The sequence below is a fragment of the Streptomyces sp. NEAU-174 genome (assembly GCF_052665095.1).
Genome location: NZ_JBQTCE010000032.1, coordinates 18298 through 43646, shown reverse-complemented (window position 1 = coordinate 43646; position 25349 = coordinate 18298). Strand labels below are relative to the sequence as shown.

Sequence of the window (25349 nt, the reverse complement as noted above, 5' to 3'; positions counted from 1 at the left end):
GACACATCCCATCCACCAGAATAGCCATGGAGTGCGATAAGGACGATGGTCTCCTACCACGATCTCCTCAAGGTGAACCTGCAACCGCTCTCCGACGCCGTCGACAAGTGGCGCAACCTGCCAGACCACTTCACGCAGGTCAGCACAAATTTCACCAAGCGGGTCACGTCCCCCATCACCAACTCGGACTGGGAGGGCAAGGCAGCTGAGGCGGCCGCCGACAAGATCAAGGCAGTCGCGAAGCAGATGGAGCAGGCTGCCCTCGAGGCCAAGGACATGCACGGCCTTCTCAGCGACGCCCACACCAAGTTCAAGGATGCCAAGAAGAAGCTCAAGGGCTACAAGGACGATATCGAAGCGGACAAGAACCTGGTCATCGACGAGCAGGGCCATGTGTCGTACAAACCAACGAATCTTGACGACATTTCAGAGCAGGCCGAAACCTTGCAAGCCAAGCGATACTCCGAAACGGTGTCCAGCTACAACGACCGAATCCTGCAAGTGCTCTCGGACGCCACCGCGGCAGACGAGATCCTGCATTGGGCCCTCACTCAAGACTTCAACGGCCGAGGCAAAGGGTTCACGGGCGACGGCTTTAACAGCATCAAGGGTGCAGAAAAGGGACGCGAACAGGCTTACAAGGACCTCAAGACGGTCACCGAACTGGCAAAGTTGAAGGGCGAACTCTCCACGGCCGACCTCCAGAAGGTCAACTCGATCCTCTCGAAACACGAGGGAGACCCGCTCTTCTCGGAGAAGTTTGCCGTCCAACTCGGCGCGAAGGGCACACTGCAGTTCTGGGAACACGCCGCCGACACGACCCAGACGGGCGGCGAGCGGACGAAGACACTAGAAAAGCTACAGAAGTCCCTGGGGTTCACCCTGGCCACAGCTTCCCACTCTGACAGCAAGGCCATCGAGCAATGGAAGCGGGACGTCATCAATCTCGGCCCCCAACGGTTGGACGACACCCATTCCGGCGGCCCGATTAGTAAGGGCCCTTACGGCTTCCAGGCCATGAGCAGCCTGCTGCGGTACGGGGAGTATGACAAGGATTTCCTGTACGACTACGGCAAGGGCTACAAGGATCCGAACAGCCACGACAAGGACGGCCGCACCGGAGGCTTGATCGAGTTCGACCGCAAGCACAAGGACGACCTCAAGGGTCTGTGGAGCCCCAACGGATATACGCCGTACCTCAGTTTCGGCAAGGGAAGCGACCAGGGTATGGACCCCATGGCGGGGTACATGGAGGCACTCGGACGCAATCCGGAGGCGGCACAGGCGCTCTTCTATAGGGAAGGCTTCGACAGCCATCTTGAAATTGGTCCTGATCCAGATCTCAAGTATCTCCTGCAGGACCGGAATTGGCCTAATGGAAACCCTCTAGTCGCCAACGACCGGGGTTACGGCTACGACGAACTAGGTCATGCTCTGGAGGCGGCTGCCCTGGGCCACCCGTACGACCAGCCTGAGCTAGGACTGCACAGAACCCAGGAAAGCGCCAACGTGATGACCCAGGCAGTCGCCATGATCGCCGAAAATTCGGGGCTGGCCGAAGACAAACCAGGACTCAGCGACAGTCTGGCCAGAATGGGCGCGGGCTATATCGACAACCTGGACTGGGCAACCGCGAACTACGGTGACAAGAGTTCCGGTGACGGGATTCGGGACGCCGCCTTCGGCACAATCGGTGAAGGCGACATCTTCGTTACACATCAGCGAGCCAACGATTTCCTTTCAGCAGTTGGCCGAGACGATGACAGCTATAAGATCCTCTCAGTCGCGCAACAAGAGTTCACAACCAGCGCCGTTAAGGCCCATCCTCAGGCAGATGATTCTCTTATCGCCATCTTTGGAACCGGCGCCGAGACTCAGGGAATCCTCGATGAAGCGCGAGCCGACGCCATCACGTCAAACGCCGAAGACACCAAGGCCGAGCAGGCCAGAAAGCTGTCCGAGGCAGCCGAATGGAAGAAGTACGGCGTAAGCCAAGGAATCGGCAGCGCCACAAGTCTCATCACCATGCCCCTTGAAACTGCAAGGTACGCACCATTCGTCACACCATTCATCGATGGCGCGGCCGGAGCGATGGAAACGCATACGGGCATCCAAATCGATAGAGAAATGGAGCGCCGCCAAGAAGAAATTGACACCAAGATCGACAGAGATGCGAGCGACCTCAAGAAGGAGTTCATCGAGAAGAGTAAACGCCGATCAGCGGTGGCGTTTGATTCATATGTCGCAGTCAATCCAGAAACCGACAACTCGCCATGGTACGCCAGAGCTGACGAGGCCATAAAGAACGGTTACGACCGCGGCGTGGGCAACAGTCAGCTCACCGACAGCGGACGTTAGTAGAATACCAAAGGGGCATTCATGCAACGATCACATCTGGCCGTGAAATCCTCTCGGCCTCTCACATCGCTCACTTGCCTACTCGCCTTCGCAATCACTGCTTGCAGTGGAACTGATGGCGATTCCAAAAGCGAACATGAAGACCATACCAAGAACCCGGACCTGACTCTTCTCAGCGAGAAGAGCTGCCTGGGTATCTTCGACAAGAAAGCTGTGGCCGAGGCCGAACGCGATCACGCCGTGCGTAGTGTTACCGAGCCCCGCGCTGGGGATGATGTGACGTACATGGTCAGCTTGAACATGAACAAGCGGATGACCACATCCAAGCCGTCCGCTGGCGGTCCCTGCGCGATCCGTGATGAATCAGCTAAGAGAACCTTGTTCCGTGTCACCGTGAACTGGGGCCCCAGCACCTTCCCTGCAGCCGAAAGAAAGGACGGCAAGGCAACCTCCTATAGTGTGCGCAAAACCGGCGATAAAAAGCGTGCCGAACTATTGGTGGACTGCCAACGTCCCGACCTGGCCGAGAAGTCAAAGGACAAGAAGATGCTCGCATTCCAGGTCACGCTCTTGGATAATGTGGGCCTCTCCGATCGTGCCGACATCAGTATCCTGACTAAATCCGCACAGAGGTTCACTGACCTGGAGGACCGCCTGTCATGCAAGAACAAGGTCACCTACCCGGCTCCGGATAAGGTCACTCTCGATACTCACTGAGATCGCACGTGGCATGCGCCGTGCCCGCTTTCGGGGCTGCTCCAGGTTTCGAATGCCACACCACAGACTCCAGCCGGCGCCGCAGCTATACCCGCCTGCGATTGCGGGCGAGTGCATAGCCCCCACCGCCGAGGACCAGAGCTACGGCCACACCGACTCCAACGTAGACGAGCGTGTTGCCACTACCGCCATCGCCACCTGTTGCGGAGGCGGCAGGGGCCTTGTCCTTGGCGTGTGCAGCGCCCGAGGGGGCGTCGGTCTTCGATGAGGGGGACGGAGATGTGGAGGAGCTCTGCCCTGGGTGATAGTTCGGGAACAGCGGATTGACGTCCGCTGCGCCCGGGTCTCCCTTGCCGTCGAGCAGGACCTGGCCGGGGCGGATGATGCCGTAGCCGATGTACTCGCTGGGGACCCCGCCCTTGGGCTTGCTCGCCGTTTGCATCATCACGCGCAGGACCTGGTTCGCGGTCCATTTGGGGTGAGCGGACCAGATGAGGGCGGCTGACGCCGAAGCAATGGCGGTGGCATGACTGGTACCCGACTCCTCGCACCAACCTCCCCCATCCTTGCAGTGCCCAGGAATACCTTCACCTGGGGCTGCGAGGGCCACTTGCGGGCCATGAGTCGAAAAGGTAGAAACAGTGCCGCTCTGATCGACAGAAGCTACCCCGACAGCCCCGGGGAGACTCGATGGATAGCCCGCAAAGTTATCGGACTCAGCATCGTTTCCGACTCCGGCAAATATCAATGCATCGCTTTTGTTAATCTCATCCAGACCATCCTGGAGCTTCTTTTTGTCGCCTTCATTCAAGGGACTAAGGATGGTCTCCGAAAGATTTATTACGCGGGCCCCGCGCTTTAGGGCATAGCGCATCGCCCTGAGATAAATTGACGCTAGATCGCCGAATCTAGGTCCAGAACCAGTCTTGACGGAAAGCACCTTCGCACCAGGTGCTACGCCTTGAATACCACCGGAACGCCCTGTGCCCGCAATAACAGCGGCCATGTCCGTGCCATGTCCGTTGGTATCGACAGTGGCCCCTTTCGGCTTATATGAAAAGTCCTTCCCCTCCAGGACTTGACCACGCAACTCAGGGAGCGAGCTGTCGACCCCAGTGTCCAGCACGGCAACAGTGACACCTTTGCCTGTGCTGGTCCGCCACATCTGGTCGGCCCCCATTGCATCGAGGTACCACTGACGCGAACGTATATCTTGACCGATCGCTGGGGATGTGAAACTTCCCATGCATGTGATGAGCGCCGCGAGCAGCGTCAAACCACGCACTGAGCGCCTCTTGTTTCCACTGGACAAGACTGACATCCCTGCGAAATCTCCTGAGACTTCAAGTGCCGACTATTCAATGACGGGAGGCAATGCGTCCTGGCGCCCTAGCTCCCAGGCTCCCTGATCAACGACCGCATGTCCTTGCCGACTCTCCGGCCCGGGACCGCGACGGCCGGTGCCAGAGGCCCCAGGGGCGGCAGGCTCTTGCCCTTCGGCCTGACCTGGCCGAACGAGCCCGGTACCCCCACGGGTGAATGCGGCCCCTCTTCTGGAGGACGAACGAGGATCCGCGATCGACCCTCCTGACTCGGAGGCGACCCTGCGTCCCCTGCCCGAATCCCCGGAAGGATCACTTGCCGCATTTGAGCCGCCAGAAGGCGCCGCCCCTGACACGGGCCCACGTGTGTGGGATCCGTTCTCCTCACCGATGGCGACACCACGCTGACGCGCGCCGGTGACACCGGGGCTTGGTGTGCGCGGGCCACTCACCGGTCCTCCCGGCTCCGAGGCCAACCGACGCCCTGGGGCCATGCCTTCGGTCCCTGGCACACCGCTTGTCCGCGCCATAGGGTGGCCGCCCCCTCCCCCGGGGCCGCGGGACATCTGACCGCTCTCCTCCCCCACCACCATTGCGCGAGGAAGGCGAGGGGAGGGGCCTATGCGCCGCTGCTGTCCTCCCACAACGTCGTTCTCTACCGGCCCTCGAGGCGTGAGCATGCGACGCGGAGGCGCGCCTCCAGGTCCTGTTACACGTTCGGTCACGGGGAGGCGGGACATGCTCTTCCCCGTCACGGGTGTGGTGCGTCGAGGGGGCGCTGTGGACGGCCCAACCGGGGGTGACGGCATCACAACGGGGCCTGGCTGCCTGGGCTGGTCCGCAGGCGGCATCGAGGTACGAGATGGCGCCTTGGCCGCTGGATCGGGGAGGGTGGCGGTCGAGTCGATGTGGGTGCTCGTCGCCTCGCGATGGCTTGACTCCGTCTCCCCATGCAGCGGAACCGCTGGCACGCCCGCTTGCTCCTGCGGCGTCTGGTCTACGCCTACTCCTGCACCAGATGTCGGCTCCCCCACCGAGCCGGAATCGTATCTATCTTCACGATTTCCAACATCAACGCCCATAGGAGGCAGCATTTTGAACTGCGGCTCCCGCTCCGCCGCCATCGTCTCCTGCGCCGCCCGGTAGGCCGAGGAGAGGCGCTCCATCTGGTGCCTGGCCTCTTCGGCCTCGCGCTGCTCCGCTTCCTGTGCTGCCGGGTCCTCGTGGGCCGCCCTGGGGCCCGGGGCCCTGGACTCGGGCATGGCCGACTTGGTCTCGGAGAGGGCCTGGCCGGCCTGGGCCACATGTTGGCCGACCGTGGAGGTGAACTGACCGAAGCGCATGACTTCCAGGGCGAAGTCATGGGCCCATTCGCGGAAGGCGGACCCGCCTTCGCCGGTCCAGTCCACGCGGGACACATGACGGCGCAAGTCGGAGCCGATGTCGAGGATCTTCGGGCCGGCGTCGCCTAAGGCGGTGCCGGCGGCGGTCAGTTTGTCGGGGTCCGCGTTGGCCAGCATGGCCCGCAGGTTCTCCACCGACAGACCGTCGAACTCCCCGTTCCCCATGTCTCCCCCTACTTGAAGTTCGAATCGGCGGTGCCGGACTTGCCCGTGTCGGTCTTCCGTGCCTGGTTCTTGTCCTGCCCGTCGCCCCGGTAGTCGGCGTTCTGGCCGTAGTACTTGCTCGCGCGGTCCTGGATGGCACGGAGCCGGTCGGCCTGCTCGGCGTCGATGCTCTCGTAGCCGCGGTCCGAGATCTGGACGGCCATGCCCAAGGCTTCGAGCTGGTCGCCCAGCGTCCTGGAGAATTTCTCCAGGCGGTCGTGCAGCTTCTCGTAGGCGCCCGCGAGGTCGGCGGCGGCAGAGAATTCCGCGCCGAAGGCGGCGTGTGCGACGGTCTGGTCGCTGATCTTGCTCCTGGCTGCCGGAGACTCTTCGAGATCGATGAGGATCTTGTCGATCCTGCTCTTGAAGCTCGCCAGCGTCTCGGCCTCCACCTTGAGATCCGACCCGCCTCCGCGCGCCCTGCTCGCGCTGGCGTCGTTCGCCGAGACCCGGCTCCCCTCGCTCATCGGATTCCCCCTACGGCGTACATGATGACGGTCGGCACCAGCCTAGTGGCGCAGGGTGTACGGCCCAACTTCATTGCGGGGAAGGCGACCTTGGCGATTCCGGGGCATAGCTCGGGCATGGGACGTATCGGAGAGGCGTTCCACGCGTCGTTCGGATCCGGGCGGCTCAATGTACTTCCGACGGGTGAAGGCCGAAGCGAAGGCGCCCCGGTCACGGAGTACGTGACCGGGGCGCCTTTGGCCGTGGCAGGTGGCAGGTGGCAGTCCGCCACTACCTCACCGCTCGGCGAGCGTCACTTGCTGACCAGACCACGCGCCGTCGCGTAGACGTCAAGGACTGCGAGCACGAGCGGCGTGATCGACAGCAGCATCGCGCCCTCGACCAGGTCGCCGAAGCGGCCCCAGAAAGGCGTCACGCTCTTCTTCGGGACGATCAGAGCGATCGCGATGAGGATCAGCGCGCCGAAGGCGACGGAGGCGGTGAGCCAGACGGTACGGATGTTCAGCGGACCGCTGTCGCCGCTGAGCAGGTCGATGACGGCGCTCGTCGGCGGGTTGAGGGCGAGCCCCAGGATGAGGAGGGCGAGGGAGATGACGCCGGACGCCAGGACGCAGGCGACCTGCCAGGTGTACCGGAACAGCCGGGCGCGCAACAGCATCGCCAGCCCCGCGGCCAGGGCGAGCAGTTGGGCCCAGGTGCCGTCGGAGAAGCCGAGCACCGCCGACGAACCCACGACGACCGCCGCACAGCCGCCGACCAGGCCGAGGAGAAGTTCGTGGCCGCGCTTGACCTGGGCCGCGATCCGCTCGCTGTCGACCGGCCGGGCGGCGGCCGCGGACGAAGGGTTGTCCAGGTCGATGCCGCCGGAAGCGCCGTAGTCGTTGCGGGAGGCGTCACGGGGCGCGACGTATCCGATGGGCAGACGGGCGGCACGCGCGGAGAGGCCGGGGAGGAACGCGATGGCGGCGATGGCGACCGCCACGCAGACGGCCGCGGTGCCCGCCGCGCTGGTGTCCGTCACGATCTGGCAGAAGGTGGCCAGCGTGCCGAAGGCCGAGAGGACGACGGCGGCGACGAACGGAGCGTCGCCGGACGGCATGGCGGCGACCAGGGCGACCGACACGATCAGAACGGCGACACAGCCGAGCAGGAACTGGAGCCGTCCGATGCCCTCGCCCGCCTCCAGTGCCAGGACCCCGGATCCACCGATCATCACGTGCGGGAGTGCCGCGAGGCCGAGGGCGATGGCGGAGGCCCGGTCGTCGTAGACCCGGGCCCGTACGCCGGCGAAGACCGCGAGCAGCAGACCGACGCCACCGGCGATGACGCCGGGCAGTCCGTGCATGTCGTGCTTGACCGGGTCGGCGAACCACAGGACGAATCCCATGAAGATCAAGAGCAGCGCGCCACCGAAGAGCCCGCAGGCCCGCAGGTAGCGGGCGTTCCACAGGGCGTGGTCACCGGCCACCGTCGAGGCGATCGCGTCGGAGACGTCATCGCGTACGACGGGCGGGAGGGACGCTGCGAAGGGACGCATGGACAGCACGTCCCCGTCCAACACGCGCTGCGCCGCGAGGGAGCGGGAGCCGTCCAGGACGGTGCCGTCGCGACGCACGAAGTGGTAGCCGACCGGCGTGCCCGTGGGCTGGGTCTGGCCGGTCAGCCTGAGCATCTCCGGATACAGGTCCGCAAGGGCTATGTCGTCGGGGAGTGCGACGTCAATGCGGCTGTCGGGTGCGACGACCGTCACTCGGCAGAAACCGGTCGATGTGGTCGAACTCACCTGCGGGGCCCTCTCATTAGCGTCTCGCCGCGTCTTCCGTCCGGACGCGTTCATGTCTGACAGTGTGCGGGAGGTCACCCTACCGGGCGCCAATTGCCTTCCCGACACGTAGGATCGGTTCGTTGCCGGGTAGGTGCCGCAATGACGCGCGGCAAGCGTGCGTGCGGGCCCTCAGCAGGTCCTCAATTGTTCAGTCCGCATCGGGGGATAGACAGGCCGATGAGCCAGATCATCGTGAAACGTCCACCTCGGGAGACTCCTCCCGAGATGCCCGCGGATGAACTCCGACTCGAATCCCCTCCCGAGTTGCCTCGCGGCGATCGGGAAGGCATGGCGATGCAATTGCTGCCCATGCTCGGCATGGGCTCGTCGGTGGTCTTCTTCTTCATGCCGAATTCGGCACCGTTCATGAAGATCATGGGCGTGATGATGTTGCTGTCGACCGTATCGATGGTCATCGCACAGGCGATCCGGTATCGCAAAGGCGCGCAGGGCGAGGCGGTCGAGGGTCGCCGCGACTATCTCAAGTACCTCGCGAAGACCCGGCGGAGGGTGCAGCGCACGGCGCGCGCACAGCGCGATGCGCAGTTCTTTCTCCACCCCTCCCCCGAGCAGCTGTGGTCGCTGGTGGCGGAGGGCAGCCGGCTGTGGGAGCGGCGGATCACCGACGACGACTTCGTGCAGGTGCGGATCGGGCTCGGGCCGCAGGAGCTGTGGACGCCGCTGGTGGCGCCGGAGACCGCCCCGGTGGAGGAGTTGGAGCCGCTGTCGGCGGGCGCCATGCAGCAGTTCCTGGCGGTCCACCGGTCGCTGGACGGCATGCCGATGGCCGTCAGCCTGAGGGCCTTCTACCACATGACGGTCTCCGGCGAGCCGGAGACGACCCTGGAGACGAGCCGGGCGCTGGTGGCGAGCCTGGCCGCGCTGCACTCGCCCGAGGACCTGGTGATCGCGGTGGTGGCCGCGGCGGGTGCCACGGAGGAGTGGGACTGGGTCAAGTGGCTGCCGCACACCCAGGTGCCGGGGTCGGTGGACGGAGCCGGAACGAAGCGGCTGTTCAGCGACAATCTGGCCGAGGTCGAGGACCTGCTGAAGAACCGCTTGGAGGGCCGCTCGCGGTTCAACCGGGACGGACAGCCACTGTTGGACGCGCCGCATGTGGTGGTGATCCTGGACGGCGGTCTGGTGCCGCCCGACTCGCTTCTGGCCGCCCAGGAGGGGTTGCAGGGCGTGACGGTGCTGGAGGTCATCCGTGGCGGCCTGGACGAGCTGCGCGGCGGCCTGTCGCTGATCGTGCGGCCTGGTCTGCTGCGGGTGGAGTCGGCCTCGGCCGTGTACGAGGGCGTTCCGGACACCCTGTCGCTGGCCGGCGCCGAGGCGCTGGCACGGCAGCTCGCCCCGCTGCGGGTCTCGGCGGGCGGCGGGGATGATGAACCGCTGCTGACCAACCTGGAGTTCACCGATCTGCTCAACCTCGGCGACGCGGCGTCCATCGACCCTGTGGTCACCTGGCGGCCCCGCTCGACGGCGGAACGGCTGCGCGTTCCGATCGGGGTCGGGGAGAGCGGCGCCCCGGTCATGCTCGACCTGAAGGAGGCGGCCCAGGAGGGCATGGGCCCGCACGGCCTGTGCGTGGGCGCGACCGGTTCAGGAAAGTCGGAGCTGCTGCGGACGCTGGTGCTGGGCCTGGCGGTGACGCACTCGTCCGAGACGCTCAACTTCGTCCTCGCGGACTTCAAGGGCGGCGCGACCTTCTCGGGCATGGCGGAGCTGCCGCATGTCGCCGCGGTGATCACCAACCTCGCGGACGATCTGACGCTGGTCGACCGCATGCGCGACTCGATCACCGGTGAGCTTCAGCGCCGTCAGGAGCTGCTGCGCTCCGCGGGCAACTACGCCAACATCCACGACTACGAGAAGGCGCGCGCCGCGGGCACCCCGCTGGAACCGCTGGCCTCCCTGGTCCTGGTCATCGACGAGTTCAGCGAGCTGCTGACGGCCAAGCCCGACTTCATCGAGATGTTCATCCAGATCGGCCGCATCGGCCGGTCGCTCGGGGTGCATCTGCTGCTGGCCTCTCAGCGCCTCGAAGAGGGCCGGCTGCGGGGCCTGGACACCTACCTCTCGTACCGCATCGGTCTGCGGACGTTCTCCGCCGCCGAGTCGCGTACGGCGCTCGGGGTGCCGGACGCCTATCACCTGCCGTCGGTGCCCGGTTCGGGATACCTGAAGTTCGGCACGGAGGAGATGGTCCGCTTCAAGGCGGCGTATGTTTCCGGGCCCTATCGTTCGTCCACGTCAACCGCGGTGGGCAGCGGTCCCATCCCGACCGACCGCCGTCCGGTGCTGTTCAGTGCCGCCCCGGTGCCGGTCCGCTTCGCCGAGCCCGACCCTGCTTTCACGTACACGGCGGACCGCGACCGGGTGGACGACGCGCTCGCGGACACGGTGCTGGACGTCGTTGTGCGCAATCTGGAGGGACGCGGTCCGGCGGCACACCAGGTGTGGCTGCCGCCGCTCACCGAGGCGTCGTCCCTGGACCAGCTGATGCCCCAGCTCGCCGTCTCACCGGAGCGCGGTCTGCATGCGAGCGGCTATGCCCGCAGCGGTGGTCTGTGCGTGCCGATCGGCATGGTGGACAAGCCGTTCGAACAGCGGCGGGAGATCTTCTACCGGGACTTCTCCGGCGCACAGGGCCATATGCTGATCGTCGGCGGTCCGCGGTCCGGTAAGTCGACCGCCGTACGCACCCTGCTCGGATCCTTCGCGCTCACTCACAGCCCGCACGAGGTCCAGTTCTACGGCCTGGACTTCGGCGGTGGCGGCATGATCGCGGTCGAGGGGCTGCCGCATGTCGGCGGAGTCGCCTCACGTCTGGACCCGGAGAAGATCCGCCGCACGATCGCCGAGGTGACCGGCGTGCTGAACCGGCGCGAGGAGTTCTTCCGGGACAACAACATCGACTCCATCGGTACCTACCGTCAGCTCCGTGCCTCCGGGCAGCTGCCGGGTGAGCCATGGGGCGACATCTTCTTGGTGATCGACGGCTGGCAGTCCTTCAAGACCGACTACGAGATGCTCGAGCCGATCGTCGCCGACATCGCCACGCGCGGTCTGGGACTCGGGGTGCACCTCATCGTCACGGTCACGCGCTATATGGAAATGCGAGCGGCGCTCAAGGACCAGTTCCTCGCCCGGCTGGAGCTGCGGCTCGGTGACCCGATGGACTCCGAGCTCGACCGTAAGGTCGCCGCGAATGTGCCCGTGGGTACCCCCGGCCGCGGCCTCACCCCGGAGAAGCTGCACTTCCTGGGCGGTCTGCCGCGTATCGACGGTACGTCGGGCAACGCCGACGACCTGGCTGAGGCGACCGCCGCGTTCGTCAGGGCATCGGTGGACAACTGGCCCGGTCCGCACGCACCGCAGGTGAGGATGTTGCCGCGGACGCTGTCGGTGCGGGAGATCCCCTCCGGTCATGAGCAGCCGGAGCGGGGCATCGCGATCGGCATCGACGAGATGAACCTCGAGCCGGTCTTCATCGACTTCGACACCGACCCCTTCTTCGCCGTCTACGGCGAGTCGGAGTCCGGGAAGACGGCTCTGCTGCGTCTGCTCATCAAGCAGATCACCGAGCGCTACGCCCCCGAGGAGGGGCTCTTCGTGGTCGGCGACTACCGGCGCAGTCTGCTGGAGGTCGTGCCACAGCCTCATCTGGTCGGCTACGGCACGACGCAGAACGCCTTCGAGAAGTACATCGCCGACATGAACACCCTCATCAGCCAGCGCATCCCGGGGACGGACGTCACCCCGCAGCAGCTGCGGAACCGGAGTTGGTGGTCGGGGCCGCGGGCCTTCATCGTGGTGGACGACTACGACCTGGTCGCCACCTCGTCCGGCAACCCGATGTCCGAGCTGGTGGACAACCTGCCGTACGCGCGGGACGCCGGCGTCAACATCATCGTGGCCCGGACGACGGCAGGCGCGGGGCGCTCGTCGTACGAGCCGTTCATGCAGCGGTTCAAGGAGCTGGGCGCGCAGGGCGTCGTGCTGTCGGGTTCGCCGGGTGAGGGCGAGCTGCTGGGCCAGGTCAAGGCGCGTCCGTTGCCGCCGGGGCGGGGCGTCTTCGTCTCCCGGCGCGGCGGAGCGTCACTGGTCCAGACGGCGTGGGTGCCGTCAGTGGACTGAGGCGGGAGGGCGGGCTACGGCCAACAGCCAGGCCTGGAGAGCAGGGCAGGGCTCGTACGGACCGGCTACCCCGCCGTACGAGCCCTGCCATTCAGCGAGCGCTGCTCGAGCCGCTCACAACTCCCTGACCAGCCGAGCGGCCACTTTGAGCGGGACCGAAGGGTACTGGCGCCTGACCTCACGGAGAGCTTGCGCCGGACCCTTCGTCTCCCGGACCCGCAGCAGGGCCGCGCGGTCCACGGAGCCGCGAAACTCCTCGAACGACGCGAAGTTCCCGGCGTACCAGGTCTGCTCCTTATGCCGCCTCGCCAGGAACTCAGCGGTTCCCGGGCAGAGGATCGCGAGCGCGCAAAGGACGGCGATCAGCGGGGGCGGGGGGAGGCCGATGGCCCAGTCGGTAACCGCTGGGAGCATCAGCCACACGAATGACGCCACCCCGACGGCCCAGAGGGCGACGCGCGGTCCGTACACAGGCTCTCCTCATATCGTCATGTCGGGCGCGTCAGGCCGTGCCCACCGGCCAATGGCCCTTCGGAAACGCGCTGTTGTCGTTGGCATTGCTCTTCAGGTCGGCCATGGCCTTCGCCTGGTCGCCCAGTACGCCCAGCAGAGTGGTCACGGCGCCCGCTATGACGAGCCAACCGGCCACTCCTTCACCCAAGGCGGCGATCGCGGCCGGAACGGCACCGACGACGGTCGCCCCCGCGGCGATCGCGGCGGCCATGGCGGGAATGAACTGGATCAAGAAAGCAGCGATCGCTCCGTAGAATGCCACTCCCGCAACGGCCGCGGTGAGCAGGATATCCGCGATCGAATTCGCGTTGGTCGCGACCTGGGCGGCCGCACCCGACTGAGGGAAGACGGCGTTGGTGTACGCGTCAGCGCCCTCGCCCTTCCACTCCTTGGGGGCCTGGAGGTTGAACTTCTGGGTGCTGGACGAGGCGGTGGTCGCGTCGCCGTGGATGCCCTTCGCCTTCCAGCTGTTGGCGTCGATGAACAAGATCACCGGGGCAACGACACCCTCGAGCAAATGGCCGATCTTGGTGAGGACCCAGTTCACGAACTCGATGAGCTTGTTCGCCGCGGCGACCACCGCTTTCGCCACGGGACCGGGAACGTACCAGTGGTCCACCGCTCCGTTGATCTTGTTGCCAAAGGTGACGAGATCTTTCGTGAGCTTCTCGATCTTGTCATTGATCTTTTCGATGAGTGTTTCGAACTGCGTCTGACTGAATGCCATCGCCTTCCCCGTCTCCCCGGTGCACCACCGATTGCTAGTAGGCGTCTTCCACGGACTTCGTGGTTTCCACTTCGTGATCGTCGTACGCCTTCGCGTTCTTGACCAACGCGTCAGCGATTTCCGACATCCGCTTCTGCCCCTCGGAACACCGGCTCGAAAGATGGTCGATGGCATCCGCGTAGGCACCGAAAAACATCTGGTACATGCCCAGCTCAAGCCGCTCGCGGCGCAGCCCGCTGATATTGGTCCCGACACCGCCGATCGCTTTCGCCTGCTCATCCCACGTTCTGGCGTCAGCGCGTATGGCGTCTGTGATGACCTTGAGCTTGCTCATGGGCCTCCTTTCCTATCCGTATCAGTTCTTTTCCCTATCAGTCCACGAAGCGCTGGGGGTTCTTGATGATGGCCAGAAACTCGTTCATCAGGCCGCCCATATGCAGGTTCGCGACACCGGCCGCCCCGGGGCTCTCGGCACTGCCGACCTTTTCGCGAGCATTGTTCAGAGCCTCGTTCAGCGCCTGATTCAGTCGGACGACTGACTGCCCGCCGGCCCACTGAGGGTCCACTTCGCAGGAGACCAGAGCGTGCGCGGTGAGGGTGATGGTGACTCGGCGCGCGGCGGATTCTCCCTTGACCTGCGGCGGGAGAAACGAATCTGCGTCCAGTTGGTCGACGGCGTCGGATGCGGTGAGGACGTCCTCGATCGTTTCGTCCACGGGCCTGTAGAGGACGTGGCGCACGTCGTGGTCGGAGATTTCGGGGACCGGACGGGACGGCGTCGCCGACGCGGACGAGGCGCGGCCCTCGTCGAGTTGACCGGCCCGCTCTTCCCAGCCGGACTGCTCAAGCGAGCGTGACCAGCGCTCCATACGGTCGCTCATGGCGGACTCGAACGCCTCGACGACGGCGCCGCCGAGGTCCCCGGCGGCCCGTCGGCGCTGCCAGTCGGACGCCAGCTTGATCGACTCCGGAAGCCCATCCGCACCCAGGGTCACGGAGACGGCCCCCTGTGCGTCCGTTCCTTCGGAACTCCGGGGCACTTGGTCGTGCATGTCCGACATCAGGTGTTGCAGATTCTCCGCATACTGCTGGAACTGTTGCAGTTCGCGGATGAAGTCCTCGCTCACGCTTCCCCCTAACTGGCCAATCGCGGAGCCATCGCGCTTTTGTGAACAAATGACCAGGAGCGCAGGTGTGTTGCCTATCCTTTGCTTCGCACGCTAGCACGGCCGTGCAGTTGGCGTACCTCCCGTCACAGCAATTACCGATGGTGAACCGCTCCTGTGGCGAATTCGAAACACCATCAGCACATCCGAAACGGGCGCTTTCTTTGCGGATTCCACGGTCAGGGTGCATGGGGAAGCGCGGTTCTTGGAGCCGCTCGTCATCGGGGCGAAGCCGCCCGGCGGCGGAACACAAACAGCGCGAGACAGACCACGGCCAGGACACCGGCCGAGCCCAGGATCCACGGGAGGGCGCCGCTGCCGCCATCGCCACTGCCGCTCTCGGCGGCGGTGTCACCGGCCGGGGAGTCGCCCTTGGAAGGGGACGGGGATTGGCTCTGCGACGAGGAGTCGGACGGGGAGCCGCCCGCCTGCGTCGGCACCAGGGGGTTGACGTCGGCCGAGCCCGGCTTGCCCCGATTCTCCAGGACGTTGTAGCGGGGACGGATCGTGCCGTAGCCGATGTAGCGGCTGGGAATCTTGCCCTCAGTGGGCTTTCCGGCGGTGTCCATCATGACGCGGAGCACCTGATTGCCGTTCCATGTGGGGTGCTTGGCCCAGATGAGCGCGGCGGCGCCGGAGGCGATGGCCGTGGCCTGGCTGGTGCCCCAACTGCGGCAGTAGCCGGCCTTGCCGATGCAGCGGATCGGGATGTCCTTGCCCGGAGCGGCAAGAGCGACGAACGACCCGTGGTTGGAAAACTTGGTCACCGTCAATGACGAGTCGACGGCGCTCACCCCAGCCACACCCTTGTTGGCCGCGGGGTAGGTGATGTCGTTCGACGTCTCACCGTCGTTACCCGAACCGGCGAGGAGCAGCTTGCCGCGGCTGACCGCGTAGTCGACCGCCTTCTGTAGCTTGCCCTGCTCGGTCTTGTTGACCTGGTAGTACGGAAGGGCCAGCGACATGTTGATGATCTGCGCATCGCTGTCCGCCGCGTAGCGAATGGCGTTGATGAGGCCCGGGACGCTATTGGTTCCCGACTCCTTCGTCGAGCCGAATACCGTGAGCGGCAGAATACGCGCATCCGGAGCGAGGCCCTTGATGCCCTGGCCGTCAGCTCCGTTTCCGGCGATGAGCATGGAAATGGCCGTGCCGTGCCCGTCCGGGTCCGTACGGGCGCCCTTGCTCGGTTCCACGAGGTTCTTGCCCTTGAGCACCTTCCCCTTCAGCTCCGGGGCCGATGTGTCGACTCCGGAGTCGAGGACCGCGACCGTGATGCCCTTACCGGTGCTGACCTTCCACATGCTCTCCGCCTGCATGCGGTCCAGATACCACTGGCGTTCCCGCATGGTGTCCGCCGAGGCGGCAGGGGCGGTCAGCCCCATGATGGCGAGCAAGGACGCGAGCAGCGAGATGATCACTGTCGTCCGGCTCCGGACCTGGTTGAGCGTCGTTTCCATATCGCCTGTTCGTCCTGTGCTCGCCATCATCCGCGGCCTCTGCGGAAGGGTTTACCCAATCACGGGAGGCACGGTGCCGCGCCGACCCTCGTTCCAGGTCTCTTCGTCCTCGGTCCGCTGGTCGGGCGCTTCCCGGCCCTCCTCGTGCTGCCTCTTCCGGCCCTCACCGCCCCCCGATGCCGCCGTCCCCGGCGCGCCGGGGGCCCGTCCTTCGGCCTGTCCCCGGACCAGTCCGCTCCCCCCGGGAGTGAACTCGCCGCCGGTCCGCAGTTCGCTTGCGCGACGCGCCGTACCCTCGGCCCGGGTCGACGCCGAAGCTCCCCGGTTCGGACCGGCGCCGATGACACCTCCGGGCCGCCCGGCCGTGGGGAGGCCAGGGCCCACGCCCGGACCCGCGCGGCCCACAGGCCCAGCCGGCTCCCTGCCGATGACGGTCCCCCGGCTCTGTCGGGAGCCCTGGTTCGTGCCCGCCTGGTGGTTTTGCATACCCCCGACGATGCTCCTGTCGGCGCGCACCGGGTTGGTGGACCGGCCGTTGATCTGCTCGGTCGGTCCGTTGGGCAGCCTGGAAGCGGTGATGGGGCCCTTGGTGCCGCCCGTCCCCACGGTGGGGTTGACCTTGCCCACAGTCGGGTTGACCTTCCCCACAGTGGGGCCGGTCTTGCCCAATCCGGGTGTGGGCCCGACCGTCGGCGGGGGTGTCGCGGGCAGGCCCACCGGCCCGGGCCCGTCAGTGACCGGAGACACCGGAGGCCCACCGCCGGTCGGAAGCTGCGGTGTGGTGGTGGGCGGCGACGGCTTCACCGTGTCGATGTTGGTGTGCGTCGCGTCCGGAACGGTGACATGCCCCGGGTTCTCCGGGATCGACGGAGGCGTGACATGCCCCGGTGAAACATGCGCAGGCGAGACATGCGCGGGCGAACCCGGACTCACCGTGGACGGATCGACCGTCGGGTGCGTCGTCGCGACAGAGGCGGGCGCCGTGTGAACCGCGCCCCCGGAAACACTGGGCGAGCCATAGCTCTCCTGCCCACCGCCCACCGAGGTGTCAGGGATCATCTGACTCGGCAGCGGTTTGAAGACCGGCTCATTCTCCTGGGACGCCGCGATGGTCTCCTGCGACATCCTGTAGTACGAGGCCAGCTTGTACATCTGCGGAAGCGCCTCGTCGCGGGCCTTGTCCAGACCTTCCAGGCGCTTCTTTTCCTTCTCCTCGTCCGCATAGCACACCTGCGAACCCGCCGGACGCTCCGGCATCGACTTCTTGACCTCGCTCAGCGCCTGCCCCGCGGTTTCCATCGCGGTGCCGACGGAGCCGGCGAAACTCGCGAGCTTCAGGGCCTGGTTGGCGAAGTCGTCGCCCCAGTTCCGGAACGCGTCGCCGCCCTCACCCTTCCAGGTGACCCTGCCGACCCGCTTCTTGAGCTCGTCGCCAATCTTCTCGATCTCGGACTGCGCCTTCGTCAGGGCATTGCCGCGACGAATGATCTCCTGCTCGTCCGTACCTTCGACCATGGCGAGCATGTCCTCAAATGAGGCATGCTCGAAACTGGTGACGTTGTAGCACATCTTGAGCGGCGGCAGCTTGCTGGAATCGCCCATGATCCAATCCCCTCCCCCGTTCACCCATCACATGCCGTCGTGGCCACTGCTCTTGCCGTCGCCCGTCTTGGGGGCGTCCGGCTTGTCGTGGCCCTTCGGTTCGTGCTGTTTCTGATACTGCTCGTAGTAGTTCTGGGTGCGCTCCTGAATGGCCTTCAGGCGTTGCGCGTGCTCGTGGTCCACCGTCTGGTAGTCGCCGTCGGCCGCGCCCACCGTGATGCCCATCGCCTCAAGTTGCTCGCCCAGAGTCCGGGAGAGCAGCTGGAGCCGTCCGTGCACCAGCTCGTACGCGCTCGCCAGCGACATCGCCTCAGGAAAGTTCTGCCCGTAGGCGGCGGTGGTCACCGTCTGTTGGGAGATCTTGCCGTGTGCCGCGTCCGACTTGTCGAGATCGGTCAGAAGCCTGTCAACACGCTTCTTGAATTCCTGTAGAGACTCGGTGGGAGCGTCGAGGTCCGGCGAAGAAGGGGACTTAGCGGAGCCACCCCCGTCCGGCGCCAACTCAGCCATGAAGCACCTCCTTCAGTACCTGGATGGCAGCGCTCGGGGGGGTGGGGACACTCGGCCCGGGCCGAGTGTCCCCGCACCCACGAAACGACCGCAGGCTGTGCGCGCTACGTCTCTCTCTACGACGCGAACCGCTGGCCCTGACGATGGTCATTGGCCCTGTAGCCCTCCGTAGCCTCCAGCAGCTTCTTCGAGATGGTGAGAAGGGTGCTGTGCAGGTGGTCGACGCGCTGGTTCCACTCGTGCTGACGCTCGTTGAACGCGCGCTGGGCCTCACCGGTCCACGACTCGGACACACCCTTGACCTGCCTCATGATGGTGTCGAGGTCGGTCTTGAGCGTGTTGGCCTCGTTCCTGACCATGTTGGAGGCTTCGACAACGCCTTCGTACGTAATCTCCATTGAGCTCTAACTCCTGATGCGAGGCGGACAGGTCACGAGGATCAAGAGGCGTGGAAGGAGCCGAGGATGCCGCTCTCCCCGCCTCCCACGCTGTTGATGTTCTTGAGCTGGTCGAGCTCCTCCTGGTCGAAACCGTCCCGGCTCGCCTTCACCAGTTCGCGGGTGAAGCTCAGCAACTGGTTGACCCGGCGGACGTCGTTGTTGACCTCCGTCTGGAGGTTGTTGTACGCGCCCGCCGCGATGCCCTTCCAGTGGCCCTCAACGTGGTCGATCACGCTGTTGAGCTTCCCGATCCGCTCGGTCAGCTGACCTTCCATCCAGTCGATGGCGCTCTCGAGGGTCTTGAAATCATGACCTTCTACGCGGAGCTTCTCCGCCATGGCACACCTTCCCCCATGAATCGGATGCGGTGGAACGGCCGGTGCTCTGTGGCCGTCCCGTGCGCATCGGACCAAAGCTGTCAAGGATCACTCTAGTCAGCATCCCCGTGTGCATGACCAACAAGTATCCGGTTGTTACACGGATGGGACGCCAGGGACGGCCGGGCAACGACAGGCGTCAAGCACCGCCGCCGCCCCTCATGCGTCACGCCGGCGGCGCCAGTCACGCAGCACGACCGCACCACCCGCGGTGATGCCCACGACCACCACGCCCATGCCCAGGGCGTACGTGGCCAGCCGCGTACGACGCTCCTGCGGGGTCTCGCCCAGGGTGAGGCGTCCGGGCTCGGGCTTCGGGACGTTCGCCGCCGAGCCGGTGTCCGCCGTGGGGTGCTCGATCTTCTTGTCATCGTCGGTGAGGGCCTTCACCGGATCGACCACACCCCAACCGATGAACCGGTCACGGCCGTTGACGCCCCGCTCCGCGGTCTGCTCGATCTGTGCGATGACCTCCTGCCGGGACCAGTCGGAGTGCTTGGCCCGGATCAGGGCCGCCACTCCGGCCACGTACGGGGCGGCGAAGCTGGTGCCGTTGTCCACGCACTGCCCGCCCTTGGGCACGGTGGAGACCATGTCGACGCCGGGCGCCGCGACGCCGACGAAATCGCCGCTCTGCGAGAAGTACGCGCGCTCGTTGTTGCGGTCGGAGGCGGCGACGGCGAGGACGCCGGGGTAGGACGCGGGATAGGTGCGCTTGGACGCACCGTTCGCGCCGTCGTTGCCGGCGGCCGCGACCACGACCACGTCGTGCTGGACCGCATAGGCGGTCGCCTGCTCCAGATCGCTCTGCGAGAGGGCACCCTTGGTGTCCTGGGAGATGTTGATCACCTGGGCACCCTCCTGCACCGCCTTCCTGATGGCCTGTGCCATCTTCTGCGGTGTGCCCTTGCCCTCGGCGTTGTTCTGCTTGAGGGGAATGATCGTCGCCTCGGGGGCCAGACCCACGAAGCCGGTGCCCTGGCGCGGCCGGGCCGCGATGATGCCGGCGACCTTGGTGCCGTGCCCGACCTCGTCGGCAGTCGGGTCCTCGGCGAGCTTCCGCTCGTCCTTTGAGGCGCCCTTGGCCGGGGGCAGGAAGTTCCCCCCGCTCGCCTTGTCGACGGCGGTCTTCAGCTGGATGTTGGTGTCATCGACACCGGTGTCGATGACGGCGACCCGTACCGGCTTGCCGTTCTCGTCCTTGCCCTTGGTGTCCTCCCAGAGGCGGTCGAACACCAACCGTTGCAGCGACCAGGGCGTGCCCTTGATCTGCTTCTTCATCGGGAACGTGCACTCACCGTTGCCGTCCAGCGAGAGCACGGCGGCGGACGGTCCGGCGCCGACGCCCGTGGCGGCGGTGAGACACGCCAGTGTCACCGCCGACGACAGGGCGGCCATGCGTCTCATGCGTGGGTGCTCCATGCTCACGAACCCTGTGGCTGTCGTGCGCTGTTGGTGTCCAGCCGCGGCCCGACCGGCAGGAACTGGGACCAGTTGAGGGGCACCGGCACCGGCTTCACGTCTCCGTACCCCAGCCTGACCTGAGCCTTGTTCGCAGCCGCCTGCCCGCCGGACTGTGCGTCCTGCTGCGCGGAGGAGCCGGAACCGTCGGCGCCGATCTTCGACTTGCCCGAACTGCCGTCGTTGTTGGCCTGCACCTGGTAGCGCAGACCGGTGTCGGTGACGAGGAAGACCTGGCCGGTGCTGGTCGCCCTCCCCTGGAACTGCCGGTAGAACAGGCCGGTCCCCGGCGTGACATACGCACTGGTGGCACCGTCCACGATGGTCGCGGGGTAGTCCCGGCCCGCCCAGGTCTCGAGGGTGGGCGTGCCGCTGTCGGCCACGTTCGTGAGGATGTTGCACACGGTGTCCCTGGCACCACTCCCGCCCTCGGCGGAGTTCACCTGGCGCGGGGGCTCGGAGGGCCAGGTGGTGTCACCGGCGAACACCGTGGAGTCGGAGACGAAGTCCTGTGGGTTGACCTGCATCGGCTTGCCGAGCTGATCGAGTCCGGCCAGCTGCTCACTGCTCAGCAGCAGCTCGGCGGTGAAGTCGGAGACCGGCTGCACCTTTCCCGGCACCACGACATAGTGCTGGACGCCGCCACCCGTCTGCGCCTGGAGCACCATGCCCACCTTGTTGGCCTTGTCCGGCAGGGAGTCGACCCCGGCTGAGGTGTTCGGCTGCCCCGGCACCCGCGGAAACTCCACAGGCGCGCCGTCCTTCAGGGTGTCCAGCCAGTCGTCGGTCACCTGCTGGGGCTTGGCGCCCTCCGAGAAGAGCGTCCGCAACAACAGGTTGTACTGGCGGTCGGACATGCTCTTCTCGCCCTTGGGGCCGCCGAGCAGGTACTTGGTACCGGACGGGTCGACGAGATAGCGACCCGTCTTCCCCTGGACGTACAGCGCCTGGCTGCCGCGCAGTCGCTGCGAGCCCTCGACCTTGGACGCCTCACGGTCGGCGAGGATGAAGACCGCCTTCTGCGCGGTCTTGTCCTCTCCACCGCCCGGCTGCTCACAGACCACCCAGCGCTTCTGCTCGACGGCATCGTCTGCCGAGGGCATACGGTCCGGGGCGTACGGAATTCCGATCGTGGGTCCGCGCGGAATATCGCCGTTGTCGAGCTGCGACTCCTTGACCCGGATGATGTCGGACTTGTCCTGGTCCAGCAGGAGCTTCGCCGAGGCGAGGTTGAGGACCGGGTGCAGCTGTTTCTTTCCACCGGTCTTGAGAATCACATATCGGGTCGTCGAGTCGCTGCCGACGATGATGTGGGACGCGGTGTTGTCCCATCCCTTCGGCGCGGTCGGCCGGATCATGCCCCATGCGCCGAATCCGGCGAGGATCAGCGCCCCGACGATGACACCCGGGAGAAACGCGCGCAGCGGGCGTGGCGCACCGTCGTCCATGACGGTGGGCGAGGGCTGCACGAACGAGGCAACCATCCGTTTTTTCGCAAAGGTGTAGGCATTGAGCTCGTCCCGCCGCGATGCCATGTCTCGTCCGCTTCTCCCCGTGTGATGGTGCAGTACGTACGCTCGGTCGCCGTAGGGAGATTACTCATCCGCTCGGGTCACCCGACACCCGAGCCACCCTTCACTCGCCTTTCCGATACCGTAAACACACAATCGGCCAGGACAACATCAGGACAAGCGGGGGTCTCCGGGATGAGCTCTGCCACCCATGTGCGCGCCGCCATGCCGCGGCAGCCCTCACGCACGGCGAGCCTGGGCCCCCTGCGGCTGTATCAGCTCGTGCTCATCGAGGTGGCCGCCGCGATCGTCGTCGTCGCCTGGACCGTCAACTCACTGCTGATGGTGCCCGCAGGGGTCATCGCCCTCGCGCTCGTGCTGCTCGCGGTGTTGCGGCGCAGGCAGCAGCCGTTCGTCGACTGGCTCGTCACCATCAGCGCGTTGCGCACCCGTCAGAAGCGGGCCAAGGAGCCGGCCCCGGCCGGGATCGACCCGTCGCTCGCGCCCGCCGTGGAATGCGATCCGGCGCTGCGCACCTACGCGTATGTGGCTCGGGACCGCCGCGAGATCGGAATGATCGGCGACGGTACGTTCCTCACGGCGGTGCTCCAGGTCCAGTCGACCGATGCTCCACTGCGGCCGATGCGCACCAAGCGACCGCTTCCGCTCTCGTTGCTACAGGACGCGCTGGACGTGGACGGCATTCAGCTGGAGTCGGTGCAGGTGGTGCAGCACTCACAGACCGCGCCCGCACCGCATCTGCCCGAACAGGCCGCGGCGGCGCGCAGTTACGCCCCGCTACAGGAACAGGCCGGAGCACCCGCCGTCCGGCTGACCTGGGTGGCGCTCAAGCTGAATCCCGAGCTGTGCCCGGAGGCCATACGGGCGCGCGGCGGTGGCCTGGAGGGCGCTCAGCGGTCCCTGCTGCGCGCGGTTGACCAGCTGGCCAGCCGGCTGACCGGCGCCGGATTCTCGGCGCGACCGCTGGCCGAGGGTGAGCTCACCACGGCCCTCGCCACCTCGGCGTGTGTCAACCCGCACGCCACGACCCAGGCGGGGCGTGCGAGCACACCTACGCGCCGGACGGTGGAGACCTCGCGCGCCTGGCGCTGCGACGACCGGTGGCACACCACCTACTGGGTGGGGCGCTGGCCGCAGATGGGCCCGGAATCGGTGCCACTGCCGCAACTGGTGGCGCTGCTGACTTCCATGCCCGCCCTCGCGTCCACCTTCAGCCTGACCCTGACGCATGATGACGGCAGCCGTAACGCCTCCTCGGTCACCGGGCACATCAGGGTCACCGGGCGCAGCGACACCGATCTGATCACCGCCCGCAAGGCCTTGGAGCGCGCCGCGCGGGGGGTGCGGGTCGGGCTGGTACGTCTCGACCGCGAGCAGTTGCCCGGTGTACTCGCGACGCTCCCGCTGGGAGGCACCCGCTGATGGCCGCATCCTCCTTCTCCCCCGCCGCTTCTCCTTCCGGTCGTGGGGCCGATCCGGGTTCCGCCCCCGGAGCGGGTCTGGGATCCGGTCCCATGATTTCCGGTGCCGGCGCTCCCGGGATGTCCGGTGACCCGAGCTCGGCACGCAGAACGCGCCCGGGTTTCGGGCTCATCGGGCCCCGGCGCGGACGGCAAACACTGCCTCTGGAGGAGATGGCGGCGCTGGCGCTGCCCATCGGCGACGACGGTGTCATCATCGGCGTGGACGAGCAGAACCAGCCCGCCGTCCTCGGCTTCAACCGCCCCGAGCCGTTCGACGTGGTCCTCGTCGGCGGTCTGTGGACCGCGCAGGTGCTGGCCTTCCGGGCGGCGGCCACCGGCGCCCGTATCGCCGTCGAGACCGGTCGGCCGCATCTGTGGACCAACTTGGTGCAGGTCGCGGGCGGCGGACAGCAGTGCATGACCGTCTTCGACGTGGGCCGGGTGCCGCCGCAAGGGCCTTCGGTCGGCAGTCCGGTGCTGGTGGTCCGGGACTGCGGCATGCGCCCGCCACGGGGCCGGGTCTCCGCGCTGCCCTGGCAGTCGGTGCTGACGCTGCTGCCGTATCTGAGCCCGGTCGCGCCGCGGCTGCTCGAGCACGCCGGACTGGTCGGCATTCAGCGCGTCTCGCCGGACGAGGCCGAGGAGATAGGCCGCGTCATGAGCCTTCCACAGGCCGACGTCGCGGCGCTGTCCACCCTTCCCGACTGGGTCACCCTCTGGTGTACACGTACCGGACGGCAGTTCGTAACCGTGCAGGCGACGGATGCCGAGACGGGGCTGCTGGGATCTCCCCGTCGGGTGGACTGATCCAGGTCAAACCCTTCAAGGTTGGTCCGTCGTCGATCGACACCGCTCGAGAGAAGTCCACATCATGCCGTGGACGGCTTCGAGTGGCGGATGGGCCTGCCCCCGCGGCGCTCATGGTGATTAGTCTTGGGGTACCCGGTGGAGCGCCCGTTCAGGGGTCGCCGGCGTCACAAAAGGGGAAAGCCGAACGGTCGGACGACAGTAGCGATCGGCAAAAGATCGGCCTCGCCAAGAATTTCAAGGGTGTTCGACCACACCAGGAGGCATTGTGAGCAGCGATCGGGACGAGATCCGCACGGGCGGAAACACACCCGGCGATGATCGGTCCGACGCGGAGACCGAGCACACGGGCGAGTTCACCATCGACTACACCCCACCCGCCTGGTACACGCAGAACGCTTCGTCGTCGGCCTCGCCGTCCTCCACGGCCCCCTCGTCGACCGGCGGTTCCGGGGGTACCGGGGCGGGCGCCGGTGCGGGGATGCCGGGTCCGCCGCCTCCGCCGCCCACCGGCAATCCGGTGCCCGTGCCGGGGGTGCCGGAGCCGAGCGGTTTTCCGGGTGCCTGGCCGCCACCTGCACCGGCGCCCTCCTCCGATGTCGCGGCGGACGCCTCCGAGGTGGAGGAGGTCCCGGGGCGGCGGGAGGACGAGGCGCGGTCGGAACCGGAGAGCAGAGAGTCCGACTCGGGCATTCGTATGTCGTCTTTGTCTGACTCCGGGTCGGGTTCGATTGGTGCCGTGCGCCCGGATGACGGCGTCACGGGTGACGGTGTTACGGGTGGCGGGGTTATGGGTGGCGGGGTTTCGGACAGCGCCGAGTCCGAGCCCTCCTACGACGCTTCCGCCCCGG

20 protein-coding genes and 1 pseudogene are annotated in these 25349 nt (G+C 66.3%); 6 read left to right on the top strand and 15 right to left on the bottom strand.

The window, feature by feature from the left end; genetic code table 11:
• The first annotated feature begins 45 nt into the window (after positions 1–45).
• Together ACT2CW_RS48070 and ACT2CW_RS48065 are read left to right on the top strand one after the other, a co-directional pair.
• Positions 46–2358 (top strand): hypothetical protein, encoded by a 2313-nt coding sequence (locus tag ACT2CW_RS48070; RefSeq protein ID WP_445521159.1) that lies wholly within the window; start codon positions 46–48, stop codon positions 2356–2358.
• 21 nt (positions 2359–2379) lie between these two features.
• Positions 2380–3075: a hypothetical protein gene (locus ACT2CW_RS48065; RefSeq protein ID WP_445521158.1), complete on the top strand. Its 696-nt coding sequence runs from the start codon at positions 2380–2382 to the stop codon at positions 3073–3075.
• Between the two features lie 85 nt (positions 3076–3160).
• Here the strand turns inward: ACT2CW_RS48065 and ACT2CW_RS48060 are convergent, their stop codons facing one another.
• The 3 genes from ACT2CW_RS48060 to eccD form a co-directional block, all read right to left on the bottom strand.
• A complete protein-coding gene (locus tag ACT2CW_RS48060; RefSeq protein ID WP_445521157.1) occupies positions 3161–4360 on the bottom strand; it encodes a S8 family serine peptidase in 1200 nt (399 codons plus the stop codon).
• A gap of 1613 nt (positions 4361–5973) precedes the next feature.
• Complete coding sequence (locus tag ACT2CW_RS48055) at positions 5974–6471, bottom strand: hypothetical protein (protein ID WP_445521156.1); 498 nt, start codon at positions 6469–6471, stop codon at positions 5974–5976.
• A gap of 293 nt (positions 6472–6764) precedes the next feature.
• Positions 6765–8255, bottom strand: coding sequence for a type VII secretion integral membrane protein EccD (eccD, locus tag ACT2CW_RS48050; protein WP_164433768.1), 1491 nt, complete (start codon positions 8253–8255; stop codon positions 6765–6767).
• Positions 8256–8474: 219 nt separating this feature from the next.
• Between eccD and eccCa the strand changes: the two genes are divergently transcribed.
• The gene (gene eccCa / locus ACT2CW_RS48045) at positions 8475–12440 is read left to right on the top strand and encodes a type VII secretion protein EccCa (RefSeq protein WP_445521155.1); all 3966 of its coding nucleotides are present in this window, start codon (positions 8475–8477) and stop codon (positions 12438–12440) included.
• 114 nt (positions 12441–12554) lie between these two features.
• Here the strand turns inward: eccCa and ACT2CW_RS48040 are convergent, their stop codons facing one another.
• From ACT2CW_RS48040 to eccB, 11 genes are all read right to left on the bottom strand, one after another.
• A complete protein-coding gene (locus ACT2CW_RS48040) occupies positions 12555–12911 on the bottom strand; it encodes a hypothetical protein (RefSeq protein WP_445521154.1) in 357 nt (118 codons plus the stop codon).
• 31 nt (positions 12912–12942) lie between these two features.
• A complete protein-coding gene (locus ACT2CW_RS48035; RefSeq protein WP_086880297.1) occupies positions 12943–13680 on the bottom strand; it encodes a hypothetical protein in 738 nt (245 codons plus the stop codon).
• Between the two features lie 34 nt (positions 13681–13714).
• The gene (locus ACT2CW_RS48030) at positions 13715–14014 is read right to left on the bottom strand and encodes a hypothetical protein (protein WP_164433776.1); all 300 of its coding nucleotides are present in this window, start codon (positions 14012–14014) and stop codon (positions 13715–13717) included.
• Positions 14015–14051: 37 nt separating this feature from the next.
• Positions 14052–14807, bottom strand: a complete 756-nt coding sequence (locus ACT2CW_RS48025) for a hypothetical protein (protein ID WP_445521153.1) — start codon at positions 14805–14807, stop codon at positions 14052–14054.
• Positions 14808–15064: 257 nt separating this feature from the next.
• Positions 15065–16306: a type VII secretion-associated serine protease mycosin gene (gene mycP / locus ACT2CW_RS48020; protein ID WP_445521152.1), complete on the bottom strand. Its 1242-nt coding sequence runs from the start codon at positions 16304–16306 to the stop codon at positions 15065–15067.
• 51 nt (positions 16307–16357) lie between these two features.
• The gene (locus ACT2CW_RS48015) at positions 16358–17908 is read right to left on the bottom strand and encodes a WXG100 family type VII secretion target (protein WP_445521151.1); all 1551 of its coding nucleotides are present in this window, start codon (positions 17906–17908) and stop codon (positions 16358–16360) included.
• A 27-nt stretch (positions 17909–17935) separates the two neighbouring features.
• A complete protein-coding gene (locus ACT2CW_RS48010; RefSeq protein WP_330811329.1) occupies positions 17936–18418 on the bottom strand; it encodes a hypothetical protein in 483 nt (160 codons plus the stop codon).
• Between the two features lie 116 nt (positions 18419–18534).
• The gene (locus ACT2CW_RS48005) at positions 18535–18816 is read right to left on the bottom strand and encodes a WXG100 family type VII secretion target (protein ID WP_059147047.1); all 282 of its coding nucleotides are present in this window, start codon (positions 18814–18816) and stop codon (positions 18535–18537) included.
• A 41-nt stretch (positions 18817–18857) separates the two neighbouring features.
• A complete protein-coding gene (locus ACT2CW_RS48000; protein WP_059147048.1) occupies positions 18858–19196 on the bottom strand; it encodes a WXG100 family type VII secretion target in 339 nt (112 codons plus the stop codon).
• A gap of 198 nt (positions 19197–19394) precedes the next feature.
• Positions 19395–20642 (bottom strand): type VII secretion-associated serine protease mycosin, encoded by a 1248-nt coding sequence (gene mycP / locus ACT2CW_RS47995; RefSeq protein ID WP_445521150.1) that lies wholly within the window; start codon positions 20640–20642, stop codon positions 19395–19397.
• 17 nt (positions 20643–20659) lie between these two features.
• Positions 20660–22231 (bottom strand): type VII secretion protein EccB, encoded by a 1572-nt coding sequence (gene eccB / locus ACT2CW_RS47990; protein WP_086885946.1) that lies wholly within the window; start codon positions 22229–22231, stop codon positions 20660–20662.
• A gap of 171 nt (positions 22232–22402) precedes the next feature.
• Between eccB and eccE the strand changes: the two genes are divergently transcribed.
• From eccE to ACT2CW_RS47975, 3 genes and pseudogenes are all read left to right on the top strand, one after another.
• Positions 22403–23650 (top strand): type VII secretion protein EccE, encoded by a 1248-nt coding sequence (gene eccE / locus ACT2CW_RS47985; protein WP_445521149.1) that lies wholly within the window; start codon positions 22403–22405, stop codon positions 23648–23650.
• Positions 23650–24498, top strand: a complete 849-nt coding sequence (locus ACT2CW_RS47980; RefSeq protein ID WP_445521148.1) for a hypothetical protein — start codon at positions 23650–23652, stop codon at positions 24496–24498. Before eccE ends, ACT2CW_RS47980 begins: the two co-directional genes overlap by 1 nt.
• Before the next feature lie 268 nt (positions 24499–24766).
• A pseudogene (locus ACT2CW_RS47975) lies at positions 24767–24844 on the top strand (SCO5717 family growth-regulating ATPase); the annotation flags it as partial.
• Positions 24845–24864: 20 nt separating this feature from the next.
• On the opposite strand, the gene ACT2CW_RS47970 reads toward ACT2CW_RS47975, so the two are convergent.
• The gene (locus ACT2CW_RS47970) at positions 24865–25191 is read right to left on the bottom strand and encodes a hypothetical protein (RefSeq protein WP_445521172.1); all 327 of its coding nucleotides are present in this window, start codon (positions 25189–25191) and stop codon (positions 24865–24867) included.
• Between the last annotated feature and the right edge of the window lie 158 nt (positions 25192–25349).